This window comes from Peptoniphilus ovalis (assembly GCF_018919265.1).
GTDB lineage: Bacteria > Bacillota > Clostridia > Tissierellales > Peptoniphilaceae > Peptoniphilus_A > Peptoniphilus_A ovalis.
Genome location: NZ_JAHLQO010000002.1, coordinates 245,504 through 269,523, shown reverse-complemented (window position 1 = coordinate 269,523; position 24,020 = coordinate 245,504). Strand labels below are relative to the sequence as shown.

26 protein-coding genes are annotated in these 24,020 nt (G+C 31.0%); 3 read left to right on the top strand and 23 right to left on the bottom strand.

Annotation, left to right across the window (positions count from 1 at the left end):
- Positions 1-357: 357 nt before the first annotated feature.
- From bioB to KQI68_RS03645, 4 genes are all read right to left on the bottom strand, one after another.
- Positions 358-1,323 (bottom strand): biotin synthase BioB, encoded by a 966-nt coding sequence (gene bioB, locus KQI68_RS03660; RefSeq protein ID WP_216548769.1) that lies wholly within the window; start codon positions 1,321-1,323, stop codon positions 358-360.
- A 60-nt stretch (positions 1,324-1,383) separates the two neighbouring features.
- Positions 1,384-2,025, bottom strand: coding sequence for a tRNA (guanosine(46)-N7)-methyltransferase TrmB (trmB, locus tag KQI68_RS03655; protein ID WP_216548768.1), 642 nt, complete (start codon positions 2,023-2,025; stop codon positions 1,384-1,386).
- Between the two features lie 79 nt (positions 2,026-2,104).
- On the bottom strand, positions 2,105-2,812 hold the full coding sequence (locus KQI68_RS03650; protein WP_246541234.1) for a DNA/RNA non-specific endonuclease: 708 nt from the start codon (positions 2,810-2,812) through the stop codon (positions 2,105-2,107).
- Positions 2,809-3,123: a cupin domain-containing protein gene (locus KQI68_RS03645; RefSeq protein ID WP_216548767.1), complete on the bottom strand. Its 315-nt coding sequence runs from the start codon at positions 3,121-3,123 to the stop codon at positions 2,809-2,811. Before KQI68_RS03645 ends, KQI68_RS03650 begins: the two co-directional genes overlap by 4 nt.
- Before the next feature lie 98 nt (positions 3,124-3,221).
- On the opposite strand from KQI68_RS03645, the gene KQI68_RS03640 reads away from it, so the two are divergent.
- A complete protein-coding gene (locus tag KQI68_RS03640) occupies positions 3,222-3,665 on the top strand; it encodes a pyridoxamine 5'-phosphate oxidase family protein (RefSeq protein WP_246541233.1) in 444 nt (147 codons plus the stop codon).
- Between the two features lie 29 nt (positions 3,666-3,694).
- Here KQI68_RS03640 and KQI68_RS03635 read toward each other — a convergent pair whose 3' ends face one another.
- The 7 genes from KQI68_RS03635 to KQI68_RS03605 form a co-directional block, all read right to left on the bottom strand.
- On the bottom strand, positions 3,695-4,960 hold the full coding sequence (locus KQI68_RS03635) for a copper amine oxidase N-terminal domain-containing protein (RefSeq protein WP_216548766.1): 1,266 nt from the start codon (positions 4,958-4,960) through the stop codon (positions 3,695-3,697).
- Between the two features lie 100 nt (positions 4,961-5,060).
- A complete protein-coding gene (locus tag KQI68_RS03630) occupies positions 5,061-6,017 on the bottom strand; it encodes a bile acid:sodium symporter family protein (RefSeq protein ID WP_216548765.1) in 957 nt (318 codons plus the stop codon).
- A gap of 1 nt (position 6,018) precedes the next feature.
- Positions 6,019-6,852, bottom strand: coding sequence for a pantoate--beta-alanine ligase (panC, locus tag KQI68_RS03625; protein ID WP_216548764.1), 834 nt, complete (start codon positions 6,850-6,852; stop codon positions 6,019-6,021).
- A gap of 147 nt (positions 6,853-6,999) precedes the next feature.
- Entirely contained in the window at positions 7,000-8,880 is a 1,881-nt protein-coding gene (gene lysS / locus KQI68_RS03620) for a lysine--tRNA ligase (protein ID WP_425516608.1), read from the bottom strand.
- A 44-nt stretch (positions 8,881-8,924) separates the two neighbouring features.
- Positions 8,925-9,398, bottom strand: coding sequence for a transcription elongation factor GreA (gene greA / locus KQI68_RS03615; protein WP_216548762.1), 474 nt, complete (start codon positions 9,396-9,398; stop codon positions 8,925-8,927).
- A gap of 151 nt (positions 9,399-9,549) precedes the next feature.
- On the bottom strand, positions 9,550-10,476 hold the full coding sequence (gene dusB / locus KQI68_RS03610; protein ID WP_216548761.1) for a tRNA dihydrouridine synthase DusB: 927 nt from the start codon (positions 10,474-10,476) through the stop codon (positions 9,550-9,552).
- A gap of 11 nt (positions 10,477-10,487) precedes the next feature.
- Entirely contained in the window at positions 10,488-11,264 is a 777-nt protein-coding gene (locus KQI68_RS03605; protein WP_216548760.1) for a type III pantothenate kinase, read from the bottom strand.
- A 153-nt stretch (positions 11,265-11,417) separates the two neighbouring features.
- Here KQI68_RS03605 and KQI68_RS03600 point away from each other — a divergent pair, with 153 nt between their 5' ends.
- Together KQI68_RS03600 and KQI68_RS03595 are read left to right on the top strand one after the other, a co-directional pair.
- Positions 11,418-11,960 (top strand): biotin transporter BioY, encoded by a 543-nt coding sequence (locus KQI68_RS03600; RefSeq protein WP_216548759.1) that lies wholly within the window; start codon positions 11,418-11,420, stop codon positions 11,958-11,960.
- Positions 11,961-12,073: 113 nt separating this feature from the next.
- Complete coding sequence (locus tag KQI68_RS03595) at positions 12,074-14,521, top strand: transglycosylase domain-containing protein (protein ID WP_216548758.1); 2,448 nt, start codon at positions 12,074-12,076, stop codon at positions 14,519-14,521.
- 367 nt (positions 14,522-14,888) lie between these two features.
- On the opposite strand, the gene KQI68_RS03590 is transcribed toward KQI68_RS03595, so the two are convergent.
- The 12 genes from KQI68_RS03590 to KQI68_RS03535 form a co-directional block, all read right to left on the bottom strand.
- Positions 14,889-15,437 carry a DNA-3-methyladenine glycosylase I gene (locus KQI68_RS03590; RefSeq protein WP_216548757.1) on the bottom strand — a complete coding sequence of 183 codons (549 nt, stop codon included), beginning with the start codon at positions 15,435-15,437 and terminating at the stop codon, positions 14,889-14,891.
- A gap of 7 nt (positions 15,438-15,444) precedes the next feature.
- The gene (locus KQI68_RS03585) at positions 15,445-16,380 is read right to left on the bottom strand and encodes an AEC family transporter (RefSeq protein ID WP_216548756.1); all 936 of its coding nucleotides are present in this window, start codon (positions 16,378-16,380) and stop codon (positions 15,445-15,447) included.
- A 42-nt stretch (positions 16,381-16,422) separates the two neighbouring features.
- Complete coding sequence (gene ftsH, locus KQI68_RS03580) at positions 16,423-18,342, bottom strand: ATP-dependent zinc metalloprotease FtsH (RefSeq protein WP_246541232.1); 1,920 nt, start codon at positions 18,340-18,342, stop codon at positions 16,423-16,425.
- Between the two features lie 17 nt (positions 18,343-18,359).
- The gene (gene hpt / locus KQI68_RS03575) at positions 18,360-18,890 is read right to left on the bottom strand and encodes a hypoxanthine phosphoribosyltransferase (protein ID WP_216548754.1); all 531 of its coding nucleotides are present in this window, start codon (positions 18,888-18,890) and stop codon (positions 18,360-18,362) included.
- Positions 18,883-20,208 (bottom strand): tRNA lysidine(34) synthetase TilS, encoded by a 1,326-nt coding sequence (gene tilS / locus KQI68_RS03570; protein WP_216548753.1) that lies wholly within the window; start codon positions 20,206-20,208, stop codon positions 18,883-18,885. Before tilS ends, hpt begins: the two co-directional genes overlap by 8 nt.
- A gap of 56 nt (positions 20,209-20,264) precedes the next feature.
- Complete coding sequence (locus KQI68_RS03565) at positions 20,265-20,642, bottom strand: S1 RNA-binding domain-containing protein (RefSeq protein ID WP_216548752.1); 378 nt, start codon at positions 20,640-20,642, stop codon at positions 20,265-20,267.
- A gap of 14 nt (positions 20,643-20,656) precedes the next feature.
- Complete coding sequence (locus KQI68_RS03560) at positions 20,657-20,992, bottom strand: FtsB family cell division protein (RefSeq protein ID WP_216548751.1); 336 nt, start codon at positions 20,990-20,992, stop codon at positions 20,657-20,659.
- 19 nt (positions 20,993-21,011) lie between these two features.
- A complete protein-coding gene (locus KQI68_RS03555; protein WP_216548750.1) occupies positions 21,012-21,251 on the bottom strand; it encodes an RNA-binding S4 domain-containing protein in 240 nt (79 codons plus the stop codon).
- Positions 21,252-21,348: 97 nt separating this feature from the next.
- Positions 21,349-21,627 carry an HU family DNA-binding protein gene (locus KQI68_RS03550; RefSeq protein WP_216548749.1) on the bottom strand — a complete coding sequence of 93 codons (279 nt, stop codon included), beginning with the start codon at positions 21,625-21,627 and terminating at the stop codon, positions 21,349-21,351.
- 135 nt (positions 21,628-21,762) lie between these two features.
- Positions 21,763-22,659 carry an SAM-dependent methyltransferase gene (locus KQI68_RS03545; RefSeq protein ID WP_246541231.1) on the bottom strand — a complete coding sequence of 299 codons (897 nt, stop codon included), beginning with the start codon at positions 22,657-22,659 and terminating at the stop codon, positions 21,763-21,765.
- 59 nt (positions 22,660-22,718) lie between these two features.
- Positions 22,719-23,060 carry a 50S ribosomal protein L17 gene (gene rplQ / locus KQI68_RS03540; protein WP_216548748.1) on the bottom strand — a complete coding sequence of 114 codons (342 nt, stop codon included), beginning with the start codon at positions 23,058-23,060 and terminating at the stop codon, positions 22,719-22,721.
- A 12-nt stretch (positions 23,061-23,072) separates the two neighbouring features.
- Complete coding sequence (locus KQI68_RS03535) at positions 23,073-24,020, bottom strand: DNA-directed RNA polymerase subunit alpha (protein ID WP_216548747.1); 948 nt, start codon at positions 24,018-24,020, stop codon at positions 23,073-23,075.

The following is a 24,020-nucleotide window of genomic DNA, read 5'->3' as shown; positions in this document are numbered from 1 at the left end:
CTGGTTTGCTTTGTGATTTTATCACGATTGTTATCGATTATATCGATTTTATATCTTCACACTATTTAATTATCATGTTTCTTGCTACCTCAACGAAGTAGCTTATTTATTATAACTTCGTAATTTTACTTTGTCAAGTGTTTTTTACAAATTTTTTAGAATTTTTATTTTGTATTTACACTGACTTTACAGAAGTTATGCTGTCTTTCGAGACAACTATTATAGTTTATCATCTGCATTTATTTTTGTCAACTGTTTTTTTATTTTATTTTTAAAAAAATAACAGCTGTTTGCGACAGCTGTTATATATTACTAAATTCTAATTTTATTGTCAAGTAGTTTTTTATATTTTTTTATTTACACTGCTTTTACATTGTAATTAAGCTCTTTAAATCTCTCCATGTCTTCTTCTATACTAGCCCCTTGTGTTGTTAAAAGCACTCCTGATATTGTTGCATTGGCTCCACTTTTAAATGCAGATTCGCCAAATTCTTCCATTAATGCTCTTCCACCTGCTAATCTTATTGAGGCATCTGGATTTATAAATCTAAATGTTGCACAAGTTCTATTTACTTCTTCCATTGGAAGTATTTTATTGTTTTCATAAGGTGTGTTCTTAATTGGATTTAATAGGTTTACTGGTATTGATTTTACGTTTAAATCTCTTAGTTCAAGTGCCATGTCTATTCTATCTTCAAAAGATTCTCCTAGACCTATTAGTCCACCAGAACATATTTCCATTCCTGCTTCTTGTGCAGCTTTAATTGTTTCTATTTTTTGGTCATAAGTGTGTGTAGTACAAACTTTGTCGAAGTAATTCCTTGATGTTTCTAAATTGTTATGTACTCTTTTTATGCCTGCTTTTTTTAATTTTTCAAATCCCTCTTCAGATATAAGTCCACCTGATAAGCATACTTTTATACCAGGAGCTTTTTCATATATCTTTTTAGTTATTCTACATACTTTATCTATGTCTTCTTCTGTTAGACCCTTGCCTGCTGATACCATTGAAAATCTAGGAATACCTCTGTTAAATTTATCTACAGCATCTGCAACAATTATCTCCTCTTCTAAAAGGCCATATTCTTCTATATTTGTATTGTAATGAGCTGACTGTGCACAAAACTTACAATTTTCTGAACATCTTCCACTCTTCGCATTTATTATGCTACATACGTCAAAGTCGTTTCCGCAAAAGTGTTCTCTAATTTCATCTGCTGATTTTGTAAGTGTTTCGTAATCGCTATTGTAAAGCTCAATTGCTTCATCTCTATTTATTTTATAACCTTCTAGTACTTTGTTTTTTAATTCTAAAATATCCATAATTCAACTCCTGGAATTATTATATATTTTAGAAATATCATTGTCAATGTTGTTGGTTAATTAGTTAACATTTGCTTCAAATACTCCAAATTTAATCTTTTCTCCAAGATTTCTGAATTTTCTTTCATATTCTGTGACTATATTTTGTGGGTATTCATCTTCTTCCATATCAAAGTCTGCAATAAGTGTTGAATATCCGCAAAGTGAAAAGTAATCAAGGCTATCTTGAAATAAGTCAAGATCATCAGTCTTAAAATAAATTTGTGAATTTGGTTTTAATATTATTTTATATTTATCTAAAAGACTTGGATAAGTAAGTCTTCTCTTTTGATGTCTGACCTTTGGCCATGGATTACAAAAGTTAATATAAATTCTATCTATTTCATTTTCTTCAAAATAATCTAAAATGTGTTCTGCATTAATTGGCATAGCTCTTACATTTGTAAGTTCTCTCTCAATAATTTGTCTTGTTCCATAAATTAATGCATTAGTTTCAAAATCTACCATTATATAATTTATATCTTGATTAATCATTGCTGATTCAATTGTGAACTTTCCTTTACCTGCACCTATCTCTAGATATATTGGATTATCGTTTCCAAATACTTCTCTCCATTTGCCCTTATACTTTTGTCCTTCAAAGAATACATAAGGGTTTTCGTGCATTTCAGGAATTGCAAAATGTTTTTTTCTAAGTCTCATAATGCTCTCTCCTTTTTAAACGTTAGTATTATAACATACAGCAAAAGAGAGTCAACTGATTTTCATTTTTTTATTGAAATTATTTTGCCTTCCTTGTCCTGCCAGTTTTGTAATCTATCTCTACGCCCTTTTCAATATTTTTCACAAGGACTCTAAACTTTATGGACCTTCCATTATCTTCAATGCTATATGCTTCCATAATTACTCCTCGAGCTAATAGCTCATCCCCTAAAAAAATCGGCGTAACTCTATACCTTACTTTTTTCCCTGTATCGTATATGTAATTCCTAACGATCCTTTCAAAGGGTTCCATGCCAAGTGAATTAAAGGATCTTGTTCCAGTCATTAGGTTGAGCCAGTTGTCATTTTCTCCAGTTAATGAATATGCTATTAAATGACATCTGTTGTAAATTGCTCTTCCCTCTACGAAGTCGTACATCTTTTGATGCCATCCTGTGGGATAGATTTTTGAAATATCTCCACGAGGTTTTTTTGGAAGTGAATCTGGTCCAATCAACGCATTGGCCTGTCCCACTCTATTTAAATTATCAAGTGGTGAAAACTCTTGAAAGTCATCCTGCATTTTTAAATCTTCTTCAGTAAACTGTGGTGGATTTTTATCTACTTCAAAATAGTAACTTGAATCTGGTGTTTCGTATTTATTTTCTTGAAATATTTCTACTACACTGTCTAGTCCAATTTGTGATAGAATTTCTGGATTAGCTTCTAGGAAAACCCCTAAAAATGCGATTAATACTACTGCTGATACTTTTAAAATTCTTTTCAATTTATACAGCTCCTAAAGATGCAAAGCCACACTGCTTTTTCTTGACTTTTAACTCTGTGGACTTCATGAGGTTTTATTTCTAAGGCATCTCCTTCGTTAAGCTCTATGACATCTCCACTATCATATTCAATTTCTGCAACGCCTTTTAATAATATTACTATCTCGAGTTCATCTTGATCGTAATAATCTGTAACTTGATTAAGAGACACTGTCCTAATTATTTTTAAAATTTCATCTTCATAAATTATTTCTTCAATTTCTTTTTCTTCTAAGAATTTTATATTTTTAAATACATTGTATAATTTTTCCATAAAATTATTATATCAGAACTATTATTTATTTTGAATTTTTGCCATAATAGAGGTAGAGGTGTCATATGTTTAGAAAAATTAGAAGAGGTTAAAATGAATTGCCAATTGAAGATGCAAAAGATTTATTAGAAAAAAGTCCAAGGGGAGTACTTTCTTTTAATGGAGAAGATGACTATCCCTATTCAATTCCAATGAATTACCATTACAATAGAGATGAAGGGAAAATTTATTTTCACAGTGCTAAGGTTGGTTATAAAGTTGACTGTATAAATAAAAATAATAAAGCCTGTTTTGTAACCTTTGGAGATAAAGAGCTTTCAGAAGATGGTTGGTCACATTATGTATCATCAACTATTGTATTTGGTAAAATTGAAATAATTGAAGATCGAAAGCTTTTGTTGGAAAAGATAAAAGAATTTGCCATAAAATATTATCCATCAATGGAAGAAGTTGAAGATGCCATTGAAAGAAGTATAAATGGAGTTTTGTTTTATTGTTTAAATATTGAGCATATTTCGGTCAAAAGAGTTCGCGAGAGATAAGAAAAAGCCCCAACAATCTGGGGCTTATATTATTTCTTAATTATTGTAACTGATCTAGAATCATTATCCCATTCTATATCTTGACTTACTCCGTCTTTTGTATCTCCATTTGTTAAATTAAAAACTTTTGATACATTAGTTAAACTAACAAAAACTCTGTCATTTTTATTAACTGGTTTAGCATCCATTGTTAATTCTTTTCCATCTGATAATTTTATTTTATTTCCATCTATTTGAATTGATGCTGTTAAATTATCTTTAGTAAATGATGCTGTTCTAGTTGAATTATCCCATTTAACTTCTGCACATAATGATTCTGCAACATATCTTAATGGTAACATAGTTCTATCATTTTGAATAAATGGAGCTACATCCATTTTCACTGTTTCTTCTTTTCCATTTACTGTTTTTGTAAATGTGTCTTTATCAATTACAAACTTAGTGATAATTGACTTTTCTTCTTTTGCTGATTCTTTACTATTTAAAAATACTAAATCTCCATTTTCAAAATATGTTTTATTTGCAAGTTTTAATAGTACTATAGGTTTAACTATCTTAGTATTTTCTGGTAATTTTTCTATCTTTACTTCAAATCCATCTTCTACTGGCTTTATTGTGTAGTTTTTAGGATCTAGTTCTTGTTTTTTATATTTTGGTGTGGCTGTAGTTGTTGCATCTAATTTAGTATTTCCAAAATCTTCTTTTGTAACATAATTTATTTTTAAGAATACTTTGTCATTTTCGCCAGACTTTGGTAATTCCTTAAGGCTTGTTTTAATTTTTAATTTATTATCTTTTAATGCAATGTATTTCTTGTGGTTGTGTGGGTTTTCAATATTTCTATCTCCTACAACTTCAAAATCTACTAATGCCTTATGTGTATAATCTCTAAATAAACCTTGTTTCTTGCCATTAACTTTCTTGAAAGGAATCTTTTTTATTTCTTCAAGTTTTGCATCGTCAATATCTTTTTCTTCTAATAATTCCTTAGCTCTTTTTAAAGATTTCTTTATTTCTTCTTTAACAGAATCATTTTCGTATTTAATTGAAGTATTTTCAATTACAGATTCATCAAAAGTATCAAGATATTTTTTAAGCTCTTCTTTGGCTTGTTTTATTTCATCTTCTCTTGATAATTTAACATCTTTATCAACTTTAGCTTCTGTTACTTCTTGCTTATTTTGTATCTCTGCATATGTATTTATAGGAAGTGATCCAAATGCAATACTAACTCCTAGTGCAGCAGATATTAATCCAAGTGATGTTGTTTTTAAATTGTGTCTTTTTTTATTCATTTTTTCCTCCTAGTATTTTTATAAATATTATACTCTTTTGAGAAAGATTATCAATAGAATTTTAAATAAAAAAGTGTTGGACTAATCCAACACTTCTATATTAAATATTTATTTCTACATTTTCTAATTTTTTATGTTTTATGTCAGCTCTCAAATGAGCAAATATTGATCCAATAAGATTTTGTATCACTGAAAATATTGCTCCTGGAAGTGCAGCTAATGGATTAAGTGCAAAATTTGTATTTGCAAGAACCACTGCAAGTCCAGAATTTTGAGTGCCAACTTCTATTGATAAAGTTGATTTCTTATTATAATCTAAGTTAAATAATTTTCCTACTCCTAGTCCTATTAATAGTCCAAACAAATTGTGAATTATTACAACTGCAAAGGCTAATAATCCTGATGTCATGATTTTTTCTGCATTAAGTCCAACTATTGCAGCAATAATTAATGCAATTGCAGCAGAAGAAATTAATGGGAATATAAAATCTATTTTTTTAATTTTATTTCTTAAAACTGCATTAACAAAAATTCCAAGTCCAACTGGTATTACAATTACTTCTACAATTGACTTAAACATTGCAAAAAATGAAACTTCAACTATTGATCCAGCCATTAAATATACTAGTAGAGGTGTGACTACTGGTGCAAGAAGTGTAGAAGCTATAGTTAAAAGAACTGAATAAGCTACATCTCCTTCAGCTATATGACTTAGTACATTTGACGCTGTTCCTCCTGGACAAGCTCCTACAAGAATTACACCTAGACTTATGTCTTTTGGTAGTTTAAATACAAAACACAAAACCATAGCAAGTAATGGCATAATAGTGTATTGACAAAGTGCCCCTAAGAAAATTATTTTTGGAGACTTTAATAAATTTTTAAAATTAACTACTTCAATACTTGTTCCCATTCCAAACATAGCTACTGCTAAAAATAGAGAAGTATAATTTGTCATAAATTTAAAACCGTCAGGAAATCTTAACGCACATGCTGATAATAGTAAAATTATCAAAATTAAGTACTTTTCAATATATGATGAAATTTTTCTAATCATTTTAAACCTCGTAGAAGAAGTTATCTATAAGTCTAGTGTTGCCAAATCGAACAGCAAGTGCAACTAGAACATCTCTATCAATTACATCGACATCTTTTATTTCTTTTGTATCAACTACTTGAACATATTCAATGTCTGCAAGCTTTTCAGTCTCGATTTCATCTTTTATAATTTTGATTAAGTCTTCTGCTTTCATTCCTTTTTTAATTGAACTTTTCCCCTTTTCTAAAGCTTTGTTTAAAATTGGAGCAGCCTTTCTCTCTTCATCTGAAAGATATACATTTCTAGATGAGATTGCAAGTCCATCATCTTCTCTTTTAATTGGAACAGGAATGATGTTAATACCGAAATTTAAATCTTCTACTGCTTTTTTAACTATTAAATATTGTTGCGCATCTTTTCTTCCAAAGTATGCATTTGTAGGTCTAAATATGTGGAATAATTTTGTTAGAACTGTTAAGACTCCTCTAAAGTGAATTGGTCTAGTCTTGCCACATAAATTGTCCTTTAAGTCTTCGATAGTTACATAGGTTTTGTGATTTTTGTAAAACTCTTTTGCATCTGGAGTAAATACTGCATCTACTCCTGCATCTTCACAAAGTTTAAAATCTCTCTTTTCATCTCTTGGATATGCATCGTAGTCTTCGTTTGGCCCAAATTGAGTTGGATTGACAAAAATTGACACGATTACAATATCATTGTTCTTTCTTGCTTCGTCGATTAATGATTTGTGGCCTGCATGGAGATATCCCATTGTTGGAACTAAGCCCACAGTCTTTTGGTAATTTCCATTAGTAAATTCCAATGCATCTTCGACATTTCTTAATACTTTCATTTTACTCTCCTTAAAAATATTTTTGGAGAAATATTTAATTATAAATATTTAAGTACGGTTTATAAAAATAATACCGTCTCCGATGTCGATTATACCACTTTTAGGAAATAAAAAAAGTCAAGGCTTAAATGCCTCGACTTAATTTCATTAATATATTTTAGCTCCTGCTGGTATTTTATTTGCTACCATTAGAAGATTTAATTTTTCTTCGCCTTCTTCTTCGTGAACTGCTGATAAAAGCATTCCACAAGAGTCAATTCCCATCATTTTTCTTGGTGGAAGGTTAGTGATTGCAATTAGTGTTTTTCCAACTAATTCTTCAGGAGAATAATAAGCTTTGATTCCTGAAAGGATTACTCTATCTTCTCCACTTCCATCATCTAATGTGAATTTTAAAAGTTTATTTGATTTTGGAACTTCTTCGCATTCTTTAACCTTAACTGCTCTAAAGTCTGATTTTGAGAATGTGTCAAAGTCTACCATGTCTTTGAAAAGTGGTTCAACTTTAACTTTTGAGAAGTCAATCTTTTCATTTGATGAGTTTGCATCATCAAGCGATTTATTTTTTTGCATTTCTGCAACTTCATTTCCTAGTGGTTTCATTGTTGGGAATAGTAGTACATCTCTAATACTTGGTTGATCAGTTAGAAGTACAATCATTCTGTCAACACCAATTCCAAGTCCACCTGTAGGAGGAAGTCCAACTTCAAGTGCATTTATAAAGTCTGAATCCATTGGATGAGCTTCATCATCTCCAGCCGCTTTTTCTGCAACTTGTGCTTCAAATCTTTGTCTTTGGTCAATTGGGTCATTAAGTTCTGAGAATGCATTTGCAAATTCCCATCTATTGATGAAAGCTTCAAATCTTTGAGTAAGTCTTGGATCTTTAGGGTCTCTCTTTGCAAGTGGAGAAACTTCAACTGGGTGTCCAATTACAAATGTTGGTTGAACTAAATGTTCTTCACAAAATTCTTCAAACATTTCTGAAAGAATCTTGCCCCAAGTTGCGTTTTCTTCAATTTCAAGTCCCTTTTCTTTTGCAACTTCTCTTGCCTTTTCATCTGTATCTACTTCATTAAAGTCAACGCCTGCATATTCTTTAACAGCATCAATCATTGTGATTCTCTTCCAAGGTGCCTTTAAGTTAAGCTTTGTTCCTTGGTATTCGATTTCTGGAGAACCTAAAACTTCTGTAGCTACGTATTCAAAAAGTTGTTCAGTAATTCTCATCATTTCGTGATAATCTGCATATGCTTGGTATAGCTCAATATTTGTAAACTCAGGATTGTGTCTTGTATCCATTCCTTCATTTCTAAACATCTTGCCCATTTCATAAACTTTGTCAAATCCACCAACTATTAGTCTTTTTAAGAAAAGTTCATTGGCAATTCTAAGTTGCATATCGATATCAAGAGTATTGTGGTGAGTGTAGAAAGGTCTTGCATTTGCTCCACCTGCAACTGTGCCAAGGATTGGTGTTTCAACTTCTAAGAATCCTCTGTCATCTAAAAATTCTCTGATTTTTTTTATGATTTGAGTTCTCTTTAAGAATACTTCTTTGACTTCAGGATTTACGATTAAATCAACATATCTTTGTCTGTATCTTAAGTCTGGATCTTTAAGTCCGTGGAATTTTTCTGGTAGAATTTGTAGAGATTTTGAAAGAAGAACTAAATCTGTTGCTCTTACTGTAATTTCTCCAGCTTCAGTTTGAAATACAATTCCCTTAACGCCAATGATATCACCAATGTCTAATCCTTTAACATCTTCATATTTTTCTTCTAGGACATCTTTTCTAGCAAAAACTTGTATATTTCCCTTAGAATCTCTCACATCAAGAAAACAAATCTTTCCATGGCGTCTTTTGCTCATTACACGACCAGCAATTAAAACTTCTCTTTCATCTGCTTCGTTAAACTCATCTTTGATGTCTTTAGAATATGCGTCTACATCATAAGTTTCATGAATGAAAGGGTCTTTTCCTTCTTGTCTTAATTCTTCAAGCTTTTGTCTTCTCATTAAGAGCATTTCATTAAGATTAGCTTCGTTTGAATTCTTCAAAAAAATTCCTCCTAAATAGTTATTTCACAAATTTCGTACTTTATAATTCCATCTGGAACTTCAACATCAACTACATCTCCAACGTGGTTTCCAATTAATTTAGAGCCAACTGGTGATTCGTTAGATATTTTTCCTTCAAGTGGATCTGCCTCAGCTGAACCAACGATAGTGTATTCGTCTTCATCTCCTGATTCAATGTCTTTAACTTTAACTTTTGAACCAATATTTACGACTTCTGTGTTTAAATCACTTTCATCTATTATTTTAGCATTTCTAACCATCATTTCAAGCTTTGCAATTCTTTCTTCAACTTGAGCTTGTTCGTTTTTAGCTTCATCATATTCAGAGTTTTCTGATAAGTCTCCATAGCCTAAAGCTACTTTAATTCTTTCAGAAACTTCTTTTCTTCTAACGGTTTTTAAATATTCAATTTCATTTTCAATTTTTTCTAGACCTTCTGGTGTAAAAAATATATCTTTTTCCAAAATACTCTCTCCCTTATATATAAAAAATAAGGCGTTTGACGCCCTTTTTAGTAAACTATTCAATCTAGGCTATTATAATCGAATGTGCTTTAAATGTCAAGAAATTTCAGTATTTACAAGAATTTAAAAAAGAATTGCCAAGTGACAATTCTTAATTTGCTTCTATATATTCTTCAATTAACTTTATTATTTTATCTTTGTCTTTAAGCCTATTTAATTCATTTCGTATCTCTTTGGAATCTCTCATTCCCTTGAAATAATGAGAATATACCTTTCGCATCTCAAGTATGCCAAGTTTTTCTCCACGATATTTTATTTTTCTTTGGAGTTCATCAAGACAAAGCATGAGCTTTTCTCTATTACTTGGGACACTATATTTTCCAGTCTCTAAAAGTTCTTCAATTTGATTAAATAGATATGGATTTCCAACAGCGCCTCTTCCAATAGCAACTCCATCTACTCCAGAATATTTTATCTTTTTTATTGCATCTTCAGGTGTTTCTATATCTCCATTGCCTATAACAGGAATTTTTACATTTTCTTTTACTTCTTTTATAAAGTCCCAGTCCGCCTTACCTGTATAGTATTCTTCACGTGTTCTTCCGTGAACTGTAACAAAGGAAGCTCCAGCTTTTTCGATATTTTTTATAGCCTTCATTGAAGATACATTTTTTATTCCCTTGCGAACTTTACAAGACACAGGTTTGTCTGATGCATCTACAACAGCTTTTACTATTTCATAAACAAGTGTTGGGTCAGATAATAGAAAAGATCCTGAATTGTTTTTTACGATTTTAGGAGCAGGGCAACCCATATTTATATCAATATATGAAAAATCGTAGTCATTTAAAATTTTTGCAGCTTCAGCCATTATCTTTGGATCACTTCCAAAAATTTGAACTGCCACCTTTTTTTCTTCTGGCGAGATTTGCAAAAGATCAATTGTCTTTTTGTTTTCATAGACTAGCGCCATTGCAGAAACCATTTCTGTAACAGTTAAGTCTGCTCCCTTTTCCGTTGCTATTTCTCTAAAGGCAATATCTGTAAAGCCCGCCATGGGTGCTAGTATTTTAAGCATCTATTCTCGCTTCATTCCTTGTTCATTTCATAAATTAATTTCAAGCCTTCAAGTGTTAAGTATCTGTTAATTATTACATCAAATTTAGAATCACTTGTAAGCATAGTGGAAAATCCACCTGTAGAAATTATATTAGTCTCTTCTTCTTTCCAGTCAAGTTCTTTTAAAAGTCTTTCAATAATTCCATCAATCATTGCAGTATATCCGTAGTATAGTCCTGATTGCATTGCACCAATAGTGTTAGCTTGAATCACCTTTTCCGGTGCAATAATTTCTATCTTAGGAAGCTTTGAAGTCATCATAAATAATGCCTCTGCAGAAATTCCGATTCCAGGCATGATAAGGCCTCCAAGATAATTTTTATCTCTATCAACTATACAAAAAGTCATTGCAGTACCAATATCAACTATAATTGATTGGGCTCCATATTGCTCAATTGCAGCCACTGCATTTACAATTCTGTCTGCCCCTACTTCCTTTGGATTGTCGTATTCTATATTAAGTCCTAATTTTAAATCTGTATTTACAACAATTGGCTTCTTGTTAAAATATTTAATTACCATTGATGGAAGAGTGTGCATTAGGTTTGGCACTACTGATGAAATAATTACATCTTCAATTTCTTGAGGATCAATATTTGCATGAGTAAGTGTGTTAATAAAAATCAAACCATACTCATCTGAAGTTCTAGTCTTTACAGTTGAAGTCCTAAAATCATTTACAAGTTCATCGCCTTTATAAACTCCCCAAGCTATTGAAGTATTCCCTACATCTATTACTAATAACATTTTACACCTCTATATTAAAACTTTATTTATTATATATTTAATACTTAAATTTTACAAGAATTTTGGGGAATTGTGGGGAAATTATTTATTTGGTTAACTGTATTGACTTTATGGTAAACATTAGGTATTATTATTTTGGAGGTTGTAACAAAAATGAAAATTAAAACTAAAGATATGACAAAGGTTGCCCTTTTAGTTGCACTTATTGCCGTTGGCGCATTTATATCAATACCTATTGGGCCAGTACCTTTTACATTACAAAACTTTTTCGTATTTATGACAGGTTTACTTTTAACTCCTGGACTTGCAGCACTTACTGTTTTTATTTATGTGCTACTTGGACTAATTGGAGTTCCAATTTTAGCAGGCTTTACTGGTGGACTTCAATCAGTTTTTAAACCATCCTTTGGATTTTTAATTGCCTTTATAATTGGCGCATATTTAATTTCTAAACTTGCCTATGGCGAAAAAGATTTTAAAAAGATTATGATTGTACTTATTATTGCAGAAGTTGTGTTCTACGTTATTGGTATTCCTTATATGTATGTTATTTTAAATAATGTACTTGGAAATCCAATGGGCGTGTCAAAAGTTCTTGCACTTGGAATGACTCCTTTTATCATTCCAGATTTAATCAAGGCAGTTGTAGCTGCAATCATTGCTCCTAAAATTAAACAAGCAATTGATAGAGCTTAAATAATAGAATAATTTTAAAAAAACCCTTCTTGCAAGAGGGGTTTTTTAATGCATATTTATAGTTATAAATAATAAATTCTGTTATAATACTTTTAATGGGAGGTTATTATTAAATGAAAGATTCCAAAAACAATAAACCTCGAGGAATGATTAAACTTTCAAGTATCATAAAGATTCTAATGCTTCTTGTACTTACTGCAATTATTATAATGGGAACTATTGGAACTTCTGTAGTACTTGGAGTTTTTAAAAAAGCACCAGAGATTGATCCTACTAAGTATCGTTCTCAACTTTCTGAAACTTCTAGAATTTATGCAAGTGATGGAAGCTTAATAGAGACTTTAGTTTCTGATCAATTTAGTGAATTTGTTCCAATAGAGGAAATGCCTGAAAATCTTGTCAATGCAATAGTAGCTATTGAAGATGAGAGATTCTATGAACACAATGGAGTTGATTATAAAAGAGTAGCAGGTGCATTAGTTCACGACATTAAAACTCGCTCCTTTGAGCAAGGTGCATCTACTATAACCATGCAACTTGCAAAAAACTTATACACTTCTTTTTCTAAGAGTGTAGTTAGAAAAATTACAGATATCTACTATGCATATCAAATAGAAGAGACTTTAACTAAACCTCAAATACTTGAAGCTTACTTAAACTCTGCTGGTTTTTCTAAGGGAACTGTTGGAGTACAAGCCGCGGCAAAGACTTTCTTTAGCAAAGATGTTTCAGATCTTACTCTTGCAGAATGTGCTTTACTAGCTGGCGTAACTAATTTGCCAGAAAAGTACACACCTTATAACACACAACTTATTGAAGAGGGCGATGATTTAGGTAATATTGAAGTAGTTCTACTTCCTAAAAATGAAAACTCAGAGCCAAATTCTGATAAAACTATTGAAATTGCAAAAAACTTAAATGAGCTTGGTAAAATCGATAGCTTTGATTTAATTCAAGTTAAAAATGATTTATTAATGCCAGTGAAGGCTGTGTTTAATGAAACTTCTAAAGAAAGACAAAAAAAGGTTCTAAAGAAGATGCTTGAACAAAATCTAATCACAGAAGCTGATTATGAACAAGCACTTAATGAAGAAATAGAAATAAATATTGGTTCAAGAAAGGAAAGTGGAATTTCTTCTTTCTATACTGATGTTGTTCAAAAAAATACATTAAAAATTTTGAAAAATTCAGGATATTCTGAAGAAGAAGCATCAAATAAATTATTCAACGGTGGACTTAAGATATACACTCCAATGGATATAAAAATGCAAAAGACATTGGAAGATGTAGTTGCAAATCCAAAATACTATTACGGTGTGTTTAGAGACAAAAACGGTATTATCCAACCTCAAGTTGCATCAGTCATTATCGACCAAAACACTCACGAAGTTAAGGCACTTGTAGGTGGAAGAAATGTAAGTGGTGGAAGGCTTTTAAATAGAGCTCTAGTTCCAAGACAACCTGGATCTGCCATTAAACCAATTTCAGTTTATCTAACTGCTTTTAACAATGGAGCAACAGCTGGCGATGTTTATCTAGATGCTAAGATGCCAGAAAAATTATTTGGACACTCACCTAGAAATGCAGGAAATTACTACCAAGGTTGGACAACTATTAGAAATTTAGTTCGTCAATCATCAAATGTTGGAGCATTCCAAGTTGCAAGAGATATATCTGCAGATAAAGATGCAAGAGTTAATAGAAACTCAACTTATTCAAAATCATATAATGACGAAGAATCAATTAATAAAATGATTGATACTCTAAAATCCATTGGCGTTAGTACAATTGTTGAAAAAGAAGACAATCCAGTTTACAACGACATGGCATATGCTCCACTAACTCTTGGAGGAATGAGCTATGGTATCAGTCCTTTTGAAATGGCTGGAGCTTTTACAGCACTTTCTAATGAAGGAAAATACGCTGATCCTTATGTTGTAACAAAAATTGAATCTAACACTGGCGAGATAATTTATGAAGCAAAACCTGTTGAAAAGCAAATTACATCTAAACAAAATGCGTATATATTAACAGATATGCTAAGAGATGTTGTAAGACGTGGTACTGGTAAAAATGCTGCTTTTTCAGGACAAGATGTGGCAGGTAAAACTGGTACAACTAATGACAAGAAAGACGTTTGGTTTGTTGGATACACTCCTTACTACACTTGTTCAGTTTGGATTGGAAATGACAAAAATCAAAGACTTTCCTTTGGTTCAACTCAATCAGCTTATTTGTGGAAGCAAATAATGCGTGAGATTCACGAAGACCTAGACAGAAAAGAATTTGAGCAACCTGATGGAATTTATACAAAATATGTAAATGGAAGACGAGAATTATTTGTAGATGGAACAACTCCAAATTATACAAATAAACTTGGTTGGAGAAGATCTTCAGAAAGCACAACTAAGAAGACTACTAAAAAGAATGATGATAATAATAAGAATTCAAATAATGATAACAGTAAATCTTCAAAATCATCAAAATCTTCAAAATCTAAATCATCTAGTTCAAAATCAAGTTCAAAGTCTTCTAAGACAGTTACAAATAATAATGATTGATGTAAAAGTGGCTTAAACGCCACTTTTTTATTTATAATAAAGCTAATTATTTCATTTGGAGGGGAGTTAGGACGTTGCGATGAAGCCCTAGCACAAAATCTATGATTTTGTAGCAGGTCTCATGCCACTATTTGTCCAAATCTATGATTTGGCAACAAATATCGGCTCGTCCTTCTCCCCTCCAAACCACCCCTGAACACCTAAACGCGCTGAAAGTCCAAAAAAATCGGCCATACTAAATTTTCAAAACTCACTCACTTCGCTCGCTCAAACAAGTTGAAAATTTTTAACGCATGACCAATTTTTTTGCTTATTATATATAATAGCAAACTTAAAATTTATTATAAAAACTATTAAAAATAAAGTTTTATTTTTTAACTAATTTATTATAGAGAAAACAATCTTCTTCATGAGAATTTATTACTCCTATTGCCTGAAGGTATGAATAGATTATTGTACTTCCCACAAATTTCATTCCTCTTTTCTTTAAGTCTTTAGAGATTTTATCCGATAGTTGTGATGTTGTTTTGTCATTTTCATATATTATCTCTCCATCTGTGAAGCTCCAAATGTAATTTGAAAATGATCCGAACTCACTTTGTATTACCTTAAATATTTTGGAATTATTTATTGCAGATTTTATTTTTAATCTATGCCTTATTATTCCAGGATTTTGTAAAAGTTCCTCTATTTTATCTTCATCAAATTTAATAACTTCATCGATTTCAAAATTCGAAAATGCTTCTCTAAAATTTTCTCTCTTATTTAAAACTATCTCCCACGAAAGTCCTGCTTGAAAGGATTCTAATATGAGCATTTCATAAAGATACTTGTCATTGTGAGATGGCCTTGCCCATTCTATATCGTGATAATCTACATATTTTTTATTTTCTAAATTAACCCAAGAGCATCTCATATTTCACCTAAATTATGTTGTAAACAAAGAGAATAATTGGAAGGGAAATTATACAAAACATTGTGGACATCATTACAATTTTTGTTGCAAAAGGTGGGTCAACATCATAGCTTGTAGAGAAGATTCCAGTAATAGTTGCAACAGGCATTGCAAATAAAATTACACAAATTTTTTCTACGAACATATTTATTTGAATTGGGCTTAACTTTACAAGAAGTATTAAAAATAATGGGAATAGAATTAATCTGTAAATACTCATTACATAAGCATGCTTTTCTTTAAAGATATCTCTAACTTTAATTTCTCCAAGCATTAATCCAATTATAATCATTGAAAGTATTCCAGTTATATCTCCCACATTTACAAGGACTTTGTATGGAATTTCAGGAATTTTAAATCCTGTAAATAATATTATAAGTCCAACAATGGTTGCAATATTAGTGTTGTTTAAAAAGTCCCTTGCCTTTAACTTTCCTTGTTTTTCTGAATTTCTCTTTATAAGTGCAAGACCCAATGTATAAGTGAAATAATTGCTCACCATATTTACAATTGATGCTACATAAAGTCCATCTGCTCCAAACATTGCTTGAATCAGCGGAAATCCTAAAAATCCTAAATTAGTAAGTATTCCTCCAACCATCATCTGTGACCTATTAGGCTCTTTGATTTTATAGAACTTCAAGAAAATAAAAATCGCCGCAAAGGAAATTATAAATATTAAATTTGAAACTATAAAGGCATCTCTTGCTTGAATTATTTTTTCATCTGTAAATTCAACTGCCATTGATGTTATTACAAGACATGGAGTTGTAACATCTGTTAATAAATATGAAAGGTCCTTTTGCAAATTATGTGAAACATTGTCAGTCCTTCTCACAATGTAGGCAATTAATATAATTATTAGAAATATAACTAAGTTCTTAAAAAGAACAATCGTCTCCATTTATCCTCCTTTAAAAAAAGCCTCTTTTATAAGAGGCTTTCATCAATCTTCATCTTTATCTCTTCGCATAATGTCTTTTGCTTCATCTGATAAATCTTTAATAGTAATAGACTCGTCTTTATCAAGTGAATCTTGGTCAAGCTTTTCGCCATTAAATATCTTTTCAAAATCTTGTGAATAAATTGTTTCCTTTTCAAGAAGTGCATCTGAAAGTGCAATTAACTTGTCTAGGTTTTCACTTAGAAGTCTTTTACATTCTGCATAAGCTTCATTTATTATTTTTGCAACTTCTGCATCAATCTCTGCTGCTGTTTTTTCTGAATAATCTTGAGTTCTACCTAGGTCTCTACCTATGAAAACTTCATTTTCTGAAGAGTCATAGTTAATAGGTCCAAGCTTTTCGCTCATTCCGTAGTGAGTTACCATTGCCCTTGCAATTTTTGTAGCTCTGTCTATATCATTTGATGCTCCTGTGGAGATATCATCAAGTACAAGGGATTCTGCAACCCTTCCTCCAAGTAGAGAAATTATAGAAGCTTCCATTTTTCCCTTAGTCATAAAAGATATGTCTTCTTCTGGAAGATATGCTGTAAATCCTCCTGCCATTCCCCTTGGAATTATTGTAATTATATGCACAGGATCTTCTTCAGGAAGAAGTCTAGATACAATTGCATGGCCTGATTCGTGAACTGCAGTAAGTTTTCTCTCTTTTTCTGAAACAACACGAGATTTTTTAGCAGGTCCTGCTTGAACCTTGATTGATGCTTCATCTACATCTTCCATAGAAATTGCATTGTCATTTCTTCTAGCTGCAAGTAATGCTGATTCATTCATTAAGTTTTCAAGATCAGCTGGTGTAAACCCTGGAGTTCTCTTTGCTATAATTTCTAAATCAACATCATCGGCAAGTTTTTTGCCCCTTGCATGTATTTCAAGGATTGCCTTTCTTGCTCTGACATCAGGCTTTCCAACATAAACTGTTCTGTCAAATCTTCCAGGTCTTAAGATAGCTGGGTCAAGTATGTCTGCCCTATTTGTTGCAGCCATTACTATTACACCTTCGTTTGTTCCGAAGCCATCCATTTCAACAAGAAGTTGGTTGAGAGTTTGTTCTCTCTCGTCGTGACCTCCGCCAAGTCCAGTACCTCTTTTTCTACCAACTGCATCAATTTCGTCAATGAAAATTATACAAGGTGCATTTTTCTTAGCTGTGTCAAAAAGGTCTCTAACTCTTGAAGCACCAACACCGACAAACATTTCTACAAAGTCAGATCCACTCATTATAAAGAATGGCACTCCTGCCTCTCCTGCAACTGCTTTTGATAGATAAGTCTTACCAGTTCCTGGCGGACCTACAAGTAAAACTCCCTTAGGGATTCTTGCTCCCATATTTATAAATTTCTTAGGATTTTTTAAGAAATCTACAATTTCTGAAAGCTCTTCTTTTTCTTCTTCAAGTCCCGCAACATCTTTAAATTTAACAAGATTTTTTGCTTCTTCCTTGTTAATTAACTTGGCCTTGCTCTTTCCAAAACTATTCATCTTAGAGCCGCCACCAGATTGTTGCATAATTCTATACCAGAAGAATACTAAAAATCCAAGCATTAAAAAAGTTGGTATCCATTCTAAGAACATTGAAGTTTGCTTAGTTGGTGTAGAAACTACATTAATACTTCCGGCATCATTTTTTGCCTTTAAGTAATCATTATAGAAAGTATCTGCAGCTTCTTGTGGAATTACAGTTCTAAAAGTCTTACCATCTTTTAACTTGACATCGGCTATTGAGTCAACTCCATTTTGAAGCTTAACTGAAACTATATTTCCGCTATCTAATTCCTGTACAAATTGTGTAAAGGTCTTTTCTTCAACTGTGTTTACAGGTGGGCTGAAAAATCTTATTGTCGCAATTAAAATTATAATTAGGACAATATAAAAACCAGCTCCTCCAATTTTTTTATTCAATAATATCACTCCTCATCTTATTTATATTGAGATTCATCAAGAATTCCTATATAAGGAAGTCCTCTGTATTTTTCATTAAAATCCATTCCATAACCAATTACAAATTCATCTTCAATTACAAATCCATTGTATTTAACTGGAAGGTCAACTTTTCTTCTTTCTGGCTTTGAAAGTAAAGTTACTATTTCTATTGAAGCTGCTCCTCTTGATGATAAAATTTTGGATAAGTAAGATAATGTAACTCCTGTATCAATAATATCTTCAACGATTAAAATATTTTTGCCATCAATTGAAGTTGAAATATCCTTAAGGATTCTAACTTCTCCACGAGATGCTGTTCCTTCATAGCTTGAAACGTCCATAAAGTCATATTCAAGATCTAAATCGATTTTACGCATAAGATCTGCCATAAAAGGAACTGCTCCTTTTAATATACCCAATAAGAATACTTTTTTACCCTTATAGTCTTTAGTAATTTCTTCGCCTAGTTCATTAACCTTTTTTTGAATCTCTTCTTCTGAAAACAAAACTCTTTTAATTTCAGCCATTAATAACCTCCAAATTGATGATATTCTTTGTATTTTTATCAACTTTTACATCTTCTGAAATATCCATGCCACAGATGTAAATTATCTTTTCATCATCGCAAATAATTCCAATTTCATCTCGTCTTATTCTATCAATTTTTCTGTCGATAAAATAATCTTTAAGTTTTTTGTTGTGAGTCATGCCAAGAGGTTTAAATCTATCTCCATTTTGCCTTTTTCTCACATAAATCGCACCTTTAATTTTATCATAATCTAGTGTTTTTATAAAGCTAGTAGAATTTTCATTTAATTTTTCTCTTGATAAATTTATGATACCAAAATCAGTTATATTATTTCCAAGTTTTAGTTCTTTTGATTTTTTTTCTTCTTCTCTTATCTTTTCTATTATAATTTTATCGTAGGACTTTCTTGAAATTATATTTTCGCCTAAATCAATTGAAGTTCCTGACTTTTTAAAGATTAAATCATATATTTGATTTAGATTGTTTCTATTGATAATTTCGCTATCTTTTAAATTTTCTTTTATAAATCTTTTAATAATTTCTTTTGCAATAAATTTATCTGTTCTCTTTAAATATTTTACAGATAAATTTCCATCAACAATAGCTTCATTATAATTTTTATCTGCTTCATTGTTAATATAATGAGATGCTTCATTTGCATTTTCAGAAAGTCTTAAAAGAGATTCAACTATATTTTCATTATAATTTTTAAGATTTGGAATAAGATCAAGTCTAATTTTATTTCGCGTATATATTTTTTCAAAGTTTGTTTCATCATCATAATATTTTAAATTATTTTCGTGAAGATATTTTTCAATGTCTTCTCTTTTTATATTTAAGATAGGTCTATAAACTCCATTGTTTTCAACTGGAATTCCAACAAGCCCATTTAAACCTGATCCTCTAATTATGTTATACAAAATAGTCTCAGCATTGTCATTTGCATTGTGAGCAGTCATAATTTTTCTATCTTTTGAATTTTCTCTAAAGAAAGAATATCTTAAAATTCTACCTGCTTCTTCAGAAGATAATGAGTTTTCCTTTGCAAAATCATTCATATTTGCGTGTTTTACGATGAATTCGACCTGGTGAGTGTCGCAAACCTCTTTAACAAAGTTTTCGTCTCTTTTTGCAGTTTCACGAATACCATGATTTAAATGACATACTATAATATCAAGGTCTAAAACTTCTTTTAAATCCATAAAATTATAAAAAAGATACATTGAATCAGCACCACCAGATACTGCCAATGTAATTTTGTCATTTTCTTTAACTATATTTAATTTTTTTAAATTTTCAATAAATAATTTATCCATAATAAAATTAATAAAAAAATAGTGGAAAACTATCTTAGATAGTCAACCACTTATTATCATCTAGAATTTCTCTTTCCTGTCTTTGTATTGTATCTAGCTCTAGCTTCGTCGAGTTTAGTATTGCTTTCTTTCATAAATTTGCTTAAAAGATCCTCAAATTTAGAATCAACAGTTTCTTCTTTTTTTGGTTCTTCTCTCTTAGGCATTGCATCTTTCATAGAAAGAGCGATTTTTCCCTTTTCGTCAATGCTTAAAACCTTGACTTTAACTTCATCACCTACTGCCACATGACTTTCAATATTTTTTACAAAAGTATCAGCAATTTCAGAAATATGTACTAAACCACTTTTGCCTTCTCCTAAATCAACGAAAGCACCAAACTTAGCTACCTTAGTAACTACGCCATCTAAAATATCGCCTGGCGATAAATCCATAATTTTAATTCCTCCTAGTTATTTAAATCATTTTCATTTTTATTATTATTATTATTATTATTTGACTGCATGCTCTTATCAACATAGACAATCTCTCTAGGTTTAACCATGCCAAGTTCTTCCCTTGCAACCTTTTCAACAAAATCAGAAGAAGATGAATTTTCAATTTCTTCGTTTAAATTATCTATATCAACTTTTAAATTTGAAATAGTCTCCTTATTTTTTGAAATAATTTCTAATTTTTGATTTCTAATTGAAATTTGATTTCCAATTACAACTGAACCATATATTACTGTAATTAAAATTATAATTGCTAGGGCTATTGGAAATTTTCTTCTCCTAGTATTCATAAAATCTCCTCTATCTAACTTACATTCTTTCATATAAAGTCGCTGCATCCTTTTTGCTATTGACATCGGAAACATCAGTGACCTTTACATTTATTTCTCTTTCTCCAAGTTTTAAAGATATTATATCGTCTATATTAACTTCGTCAGCTGGCTTTGCGACTTTGTCATTTAATTTAACAAGTCCCTTTTCGCAAGCTTCTTTTGCAACTGTACGTCTTTTTATAAGCCTTGAGTTTTTTAAATATTTGTCTAATCTCATAATTCACTCCACTAAGAATATATCATTAATAGGCGAAAAATTCAATACTAAAGGCAATTTGTGTATAAAAAAAGAAGGCTCTTGCCTTCCTCTTTTCTTATTTGTTTACAGCTTCTTTAAGAGCTTTACCTGATCTGAATACTGGTGCTTTAGATGCAGGAATTTTAATAACTTCTTCTGGATTTCTTGGGTTTCTTCCTTCTCTTGCTTTTCTTTGTCTAACTTCAAAAGTTCCAAAGCCAACTAATTGTACTTTTTCACCATCTGCAAGAGCTTCTTGAACTGAAGATAAGAATCCGTTAAGAGCCATTTCAGCGTCTTTTTTAGTAAGACCTGATTTTTCTGCAATACTTGCTACTAATTCTGATTTGTTCATATTATATCCTCCTTGAAGAATTTTTTCTAATGTATTTATTAGAAATGCCTTTGGTTGCCCAAAGGACCTTAACTAATACTGTTACAATTATAACTCAACTTCTTATTATTTTCTACATAAATTTTAAAAAAAGCTCTATTTTATCCAATTTTTATTAATTTCTTTAAGATTTTCTCTAAAATTTATATAACCTTCATTGTCTTTTAATAAAAGTATAATTAAACAATTAACTATTATATCGTTAATCTCATCTTCGCTGTCAAAATTTATATTTTTCGAAAGATTTATAATCTTATCTTTTAACTTTTCAAAACTTTCTTCATCTAGATTTTCATTTTCTGTTTCTATATTTAGTTTTCTTAAAATCTTGTTGAAATCAATGTCATCTGATCTTGGCACATAGACACATGATTGATGGTTGTACATATCAAATCTTGGAAGTTTATAAATCTCAGTCTCTACAACTTCTTGTGACTTTAAACCTGCATCAGTAATTATAAAAGCCTTATGCATTTCATCATAAGTTTCTTGAAGATTTAAAGATAAATCCGATGCGATTCTATTATTATAAACTTGAGTTATTAAAATGTCTTTACTTGTGTCAAAATCAAATCTCTTTGCATCTGAATCTAAAAACAATAATCCATCCACTGCATCACGACCTACTGCTGCAAGAACTGGCTCTATAAAAGAAATTCCATTTACAAGATTAATATGAACATTTTTTTCTATCAGTAGCTTTACAGTCTTTTCTGCAACAAGAGGATGACCTGGTACAAAATAATTTATATCTTTATATTTTGACTCATCTATTAAAATTTCAACAATTTTATTATAAACTTCATCGAAGCTTTCCAGCTCATCGTATAAGTAATCAAAAGATTTGTACTCAATCTTATTTTCTTTTATATATTTAACAGATTCATGTCTATCTGTTCTTAAAAAGTTTTCCTTTCCATTTTTTAAAATATTTAATGCTTCTATTGTAAGATCTTTATAATCAGTTGATCCAAGCCCAACTACATTTATCATATTATCACCAAAATTATTATATCAATGGGTATAAAAAAAGGAAACCCCATTGGATTTCCTTATACTAATTCTATAATTGATACTTCAGCACCGTCTCCACGTCTTGGACCTACTTTTAATACTCTAGTGTAACCACCATTTCTATCAGCATACTTTTCAGAAAGTTCTGAGAATAATTTAGTTACAACATCTTCAGAGTATAAATATGATAATGCTTGTCTTCTTGCGTGAAGATCGCCTCTTTTACCAAGTGTAATCATACGATCTGCAATCTTTTGAATTTCCTTTGCTCTAGTGTGAGTAGTTTTAATTCTACCATTGTCTAAAAGGTCAGTCACAAGGTTTCTAAGCATTGCACGTCTATGACTTGAATTACGGCCAAGTTTTCTATTTTTTGCCATAATGCCCTCCTCTTATTCTTCTTCAGCTTTGAGGCTAAGTCCTAATTCATCAAGCTTTTCAGTTACTTCTTGTAGAGATTTCTTTCCAAGATTTCTAACCTTCATCATTTCGCTTTCTGTTTTATTAGTTAGTTCCTCAACGCTATTTATTCCAGCTCTCTTTAAGCAGTTAAATGATCTTACAGAAAGATCTAATTCTTCAACTGTCATTTCAAGAACTTTTTCTTTTTGATCCTCTTCTTTTTCAACCATCAAATTGATTTCGCCAACATGTTCTTTGAGTCCAATGAAGAGTTCAAGATGCTCTGTGAGGATTTTTGCCGCAAGAGATGTAGCTTCATCAGCTTTCATAGAACCATTAGTAGTAACTTCAAGGATTAGTCTATCATAATCTGTTCTTTGACCAACTCTTGTGTTTTCAACTTTCCAGTTTACTTTTTCAACAGGAGTGTAGTTAGAATCCATTGGAATAACTCCAATTTCAGATATTTCATCCTTTTTAAGTTCTGAAGGTTCGTATCCTCTTCCCTTTTCAACCATCATTTCAATATACACATCAGCATCTTCATTTAAAGTTGCAATGTGTTGGTCAGGGTTAATAATTTCTACATGAGGTTCAAGCTCAATATCAGAAGCTTTAATTTCACCCTTTCCAGATTTTTCAATAATTAGTTTTACAGGCTCATCTTCAGTCATCTTTAAAACTATAGATTTAATATTTAAAACTATTTCAGGTACATCTTCCAATACTCCTGGAATAGTATCAAATTCATGTTCTACACCACGTATATTGATAAATGATACAGCTGCACCTGGTAGAGAGGAAAGTAGCACTCTTCTTAAGGAATTTCCAATAGTGATACCAAAGCCAGCTTCTAATGGTTCAACTACAAACTTACCATATATACCTGATTCATCTAATTCTTCAATACTAATTCTAGGTTTTTCAATTTCAATCAT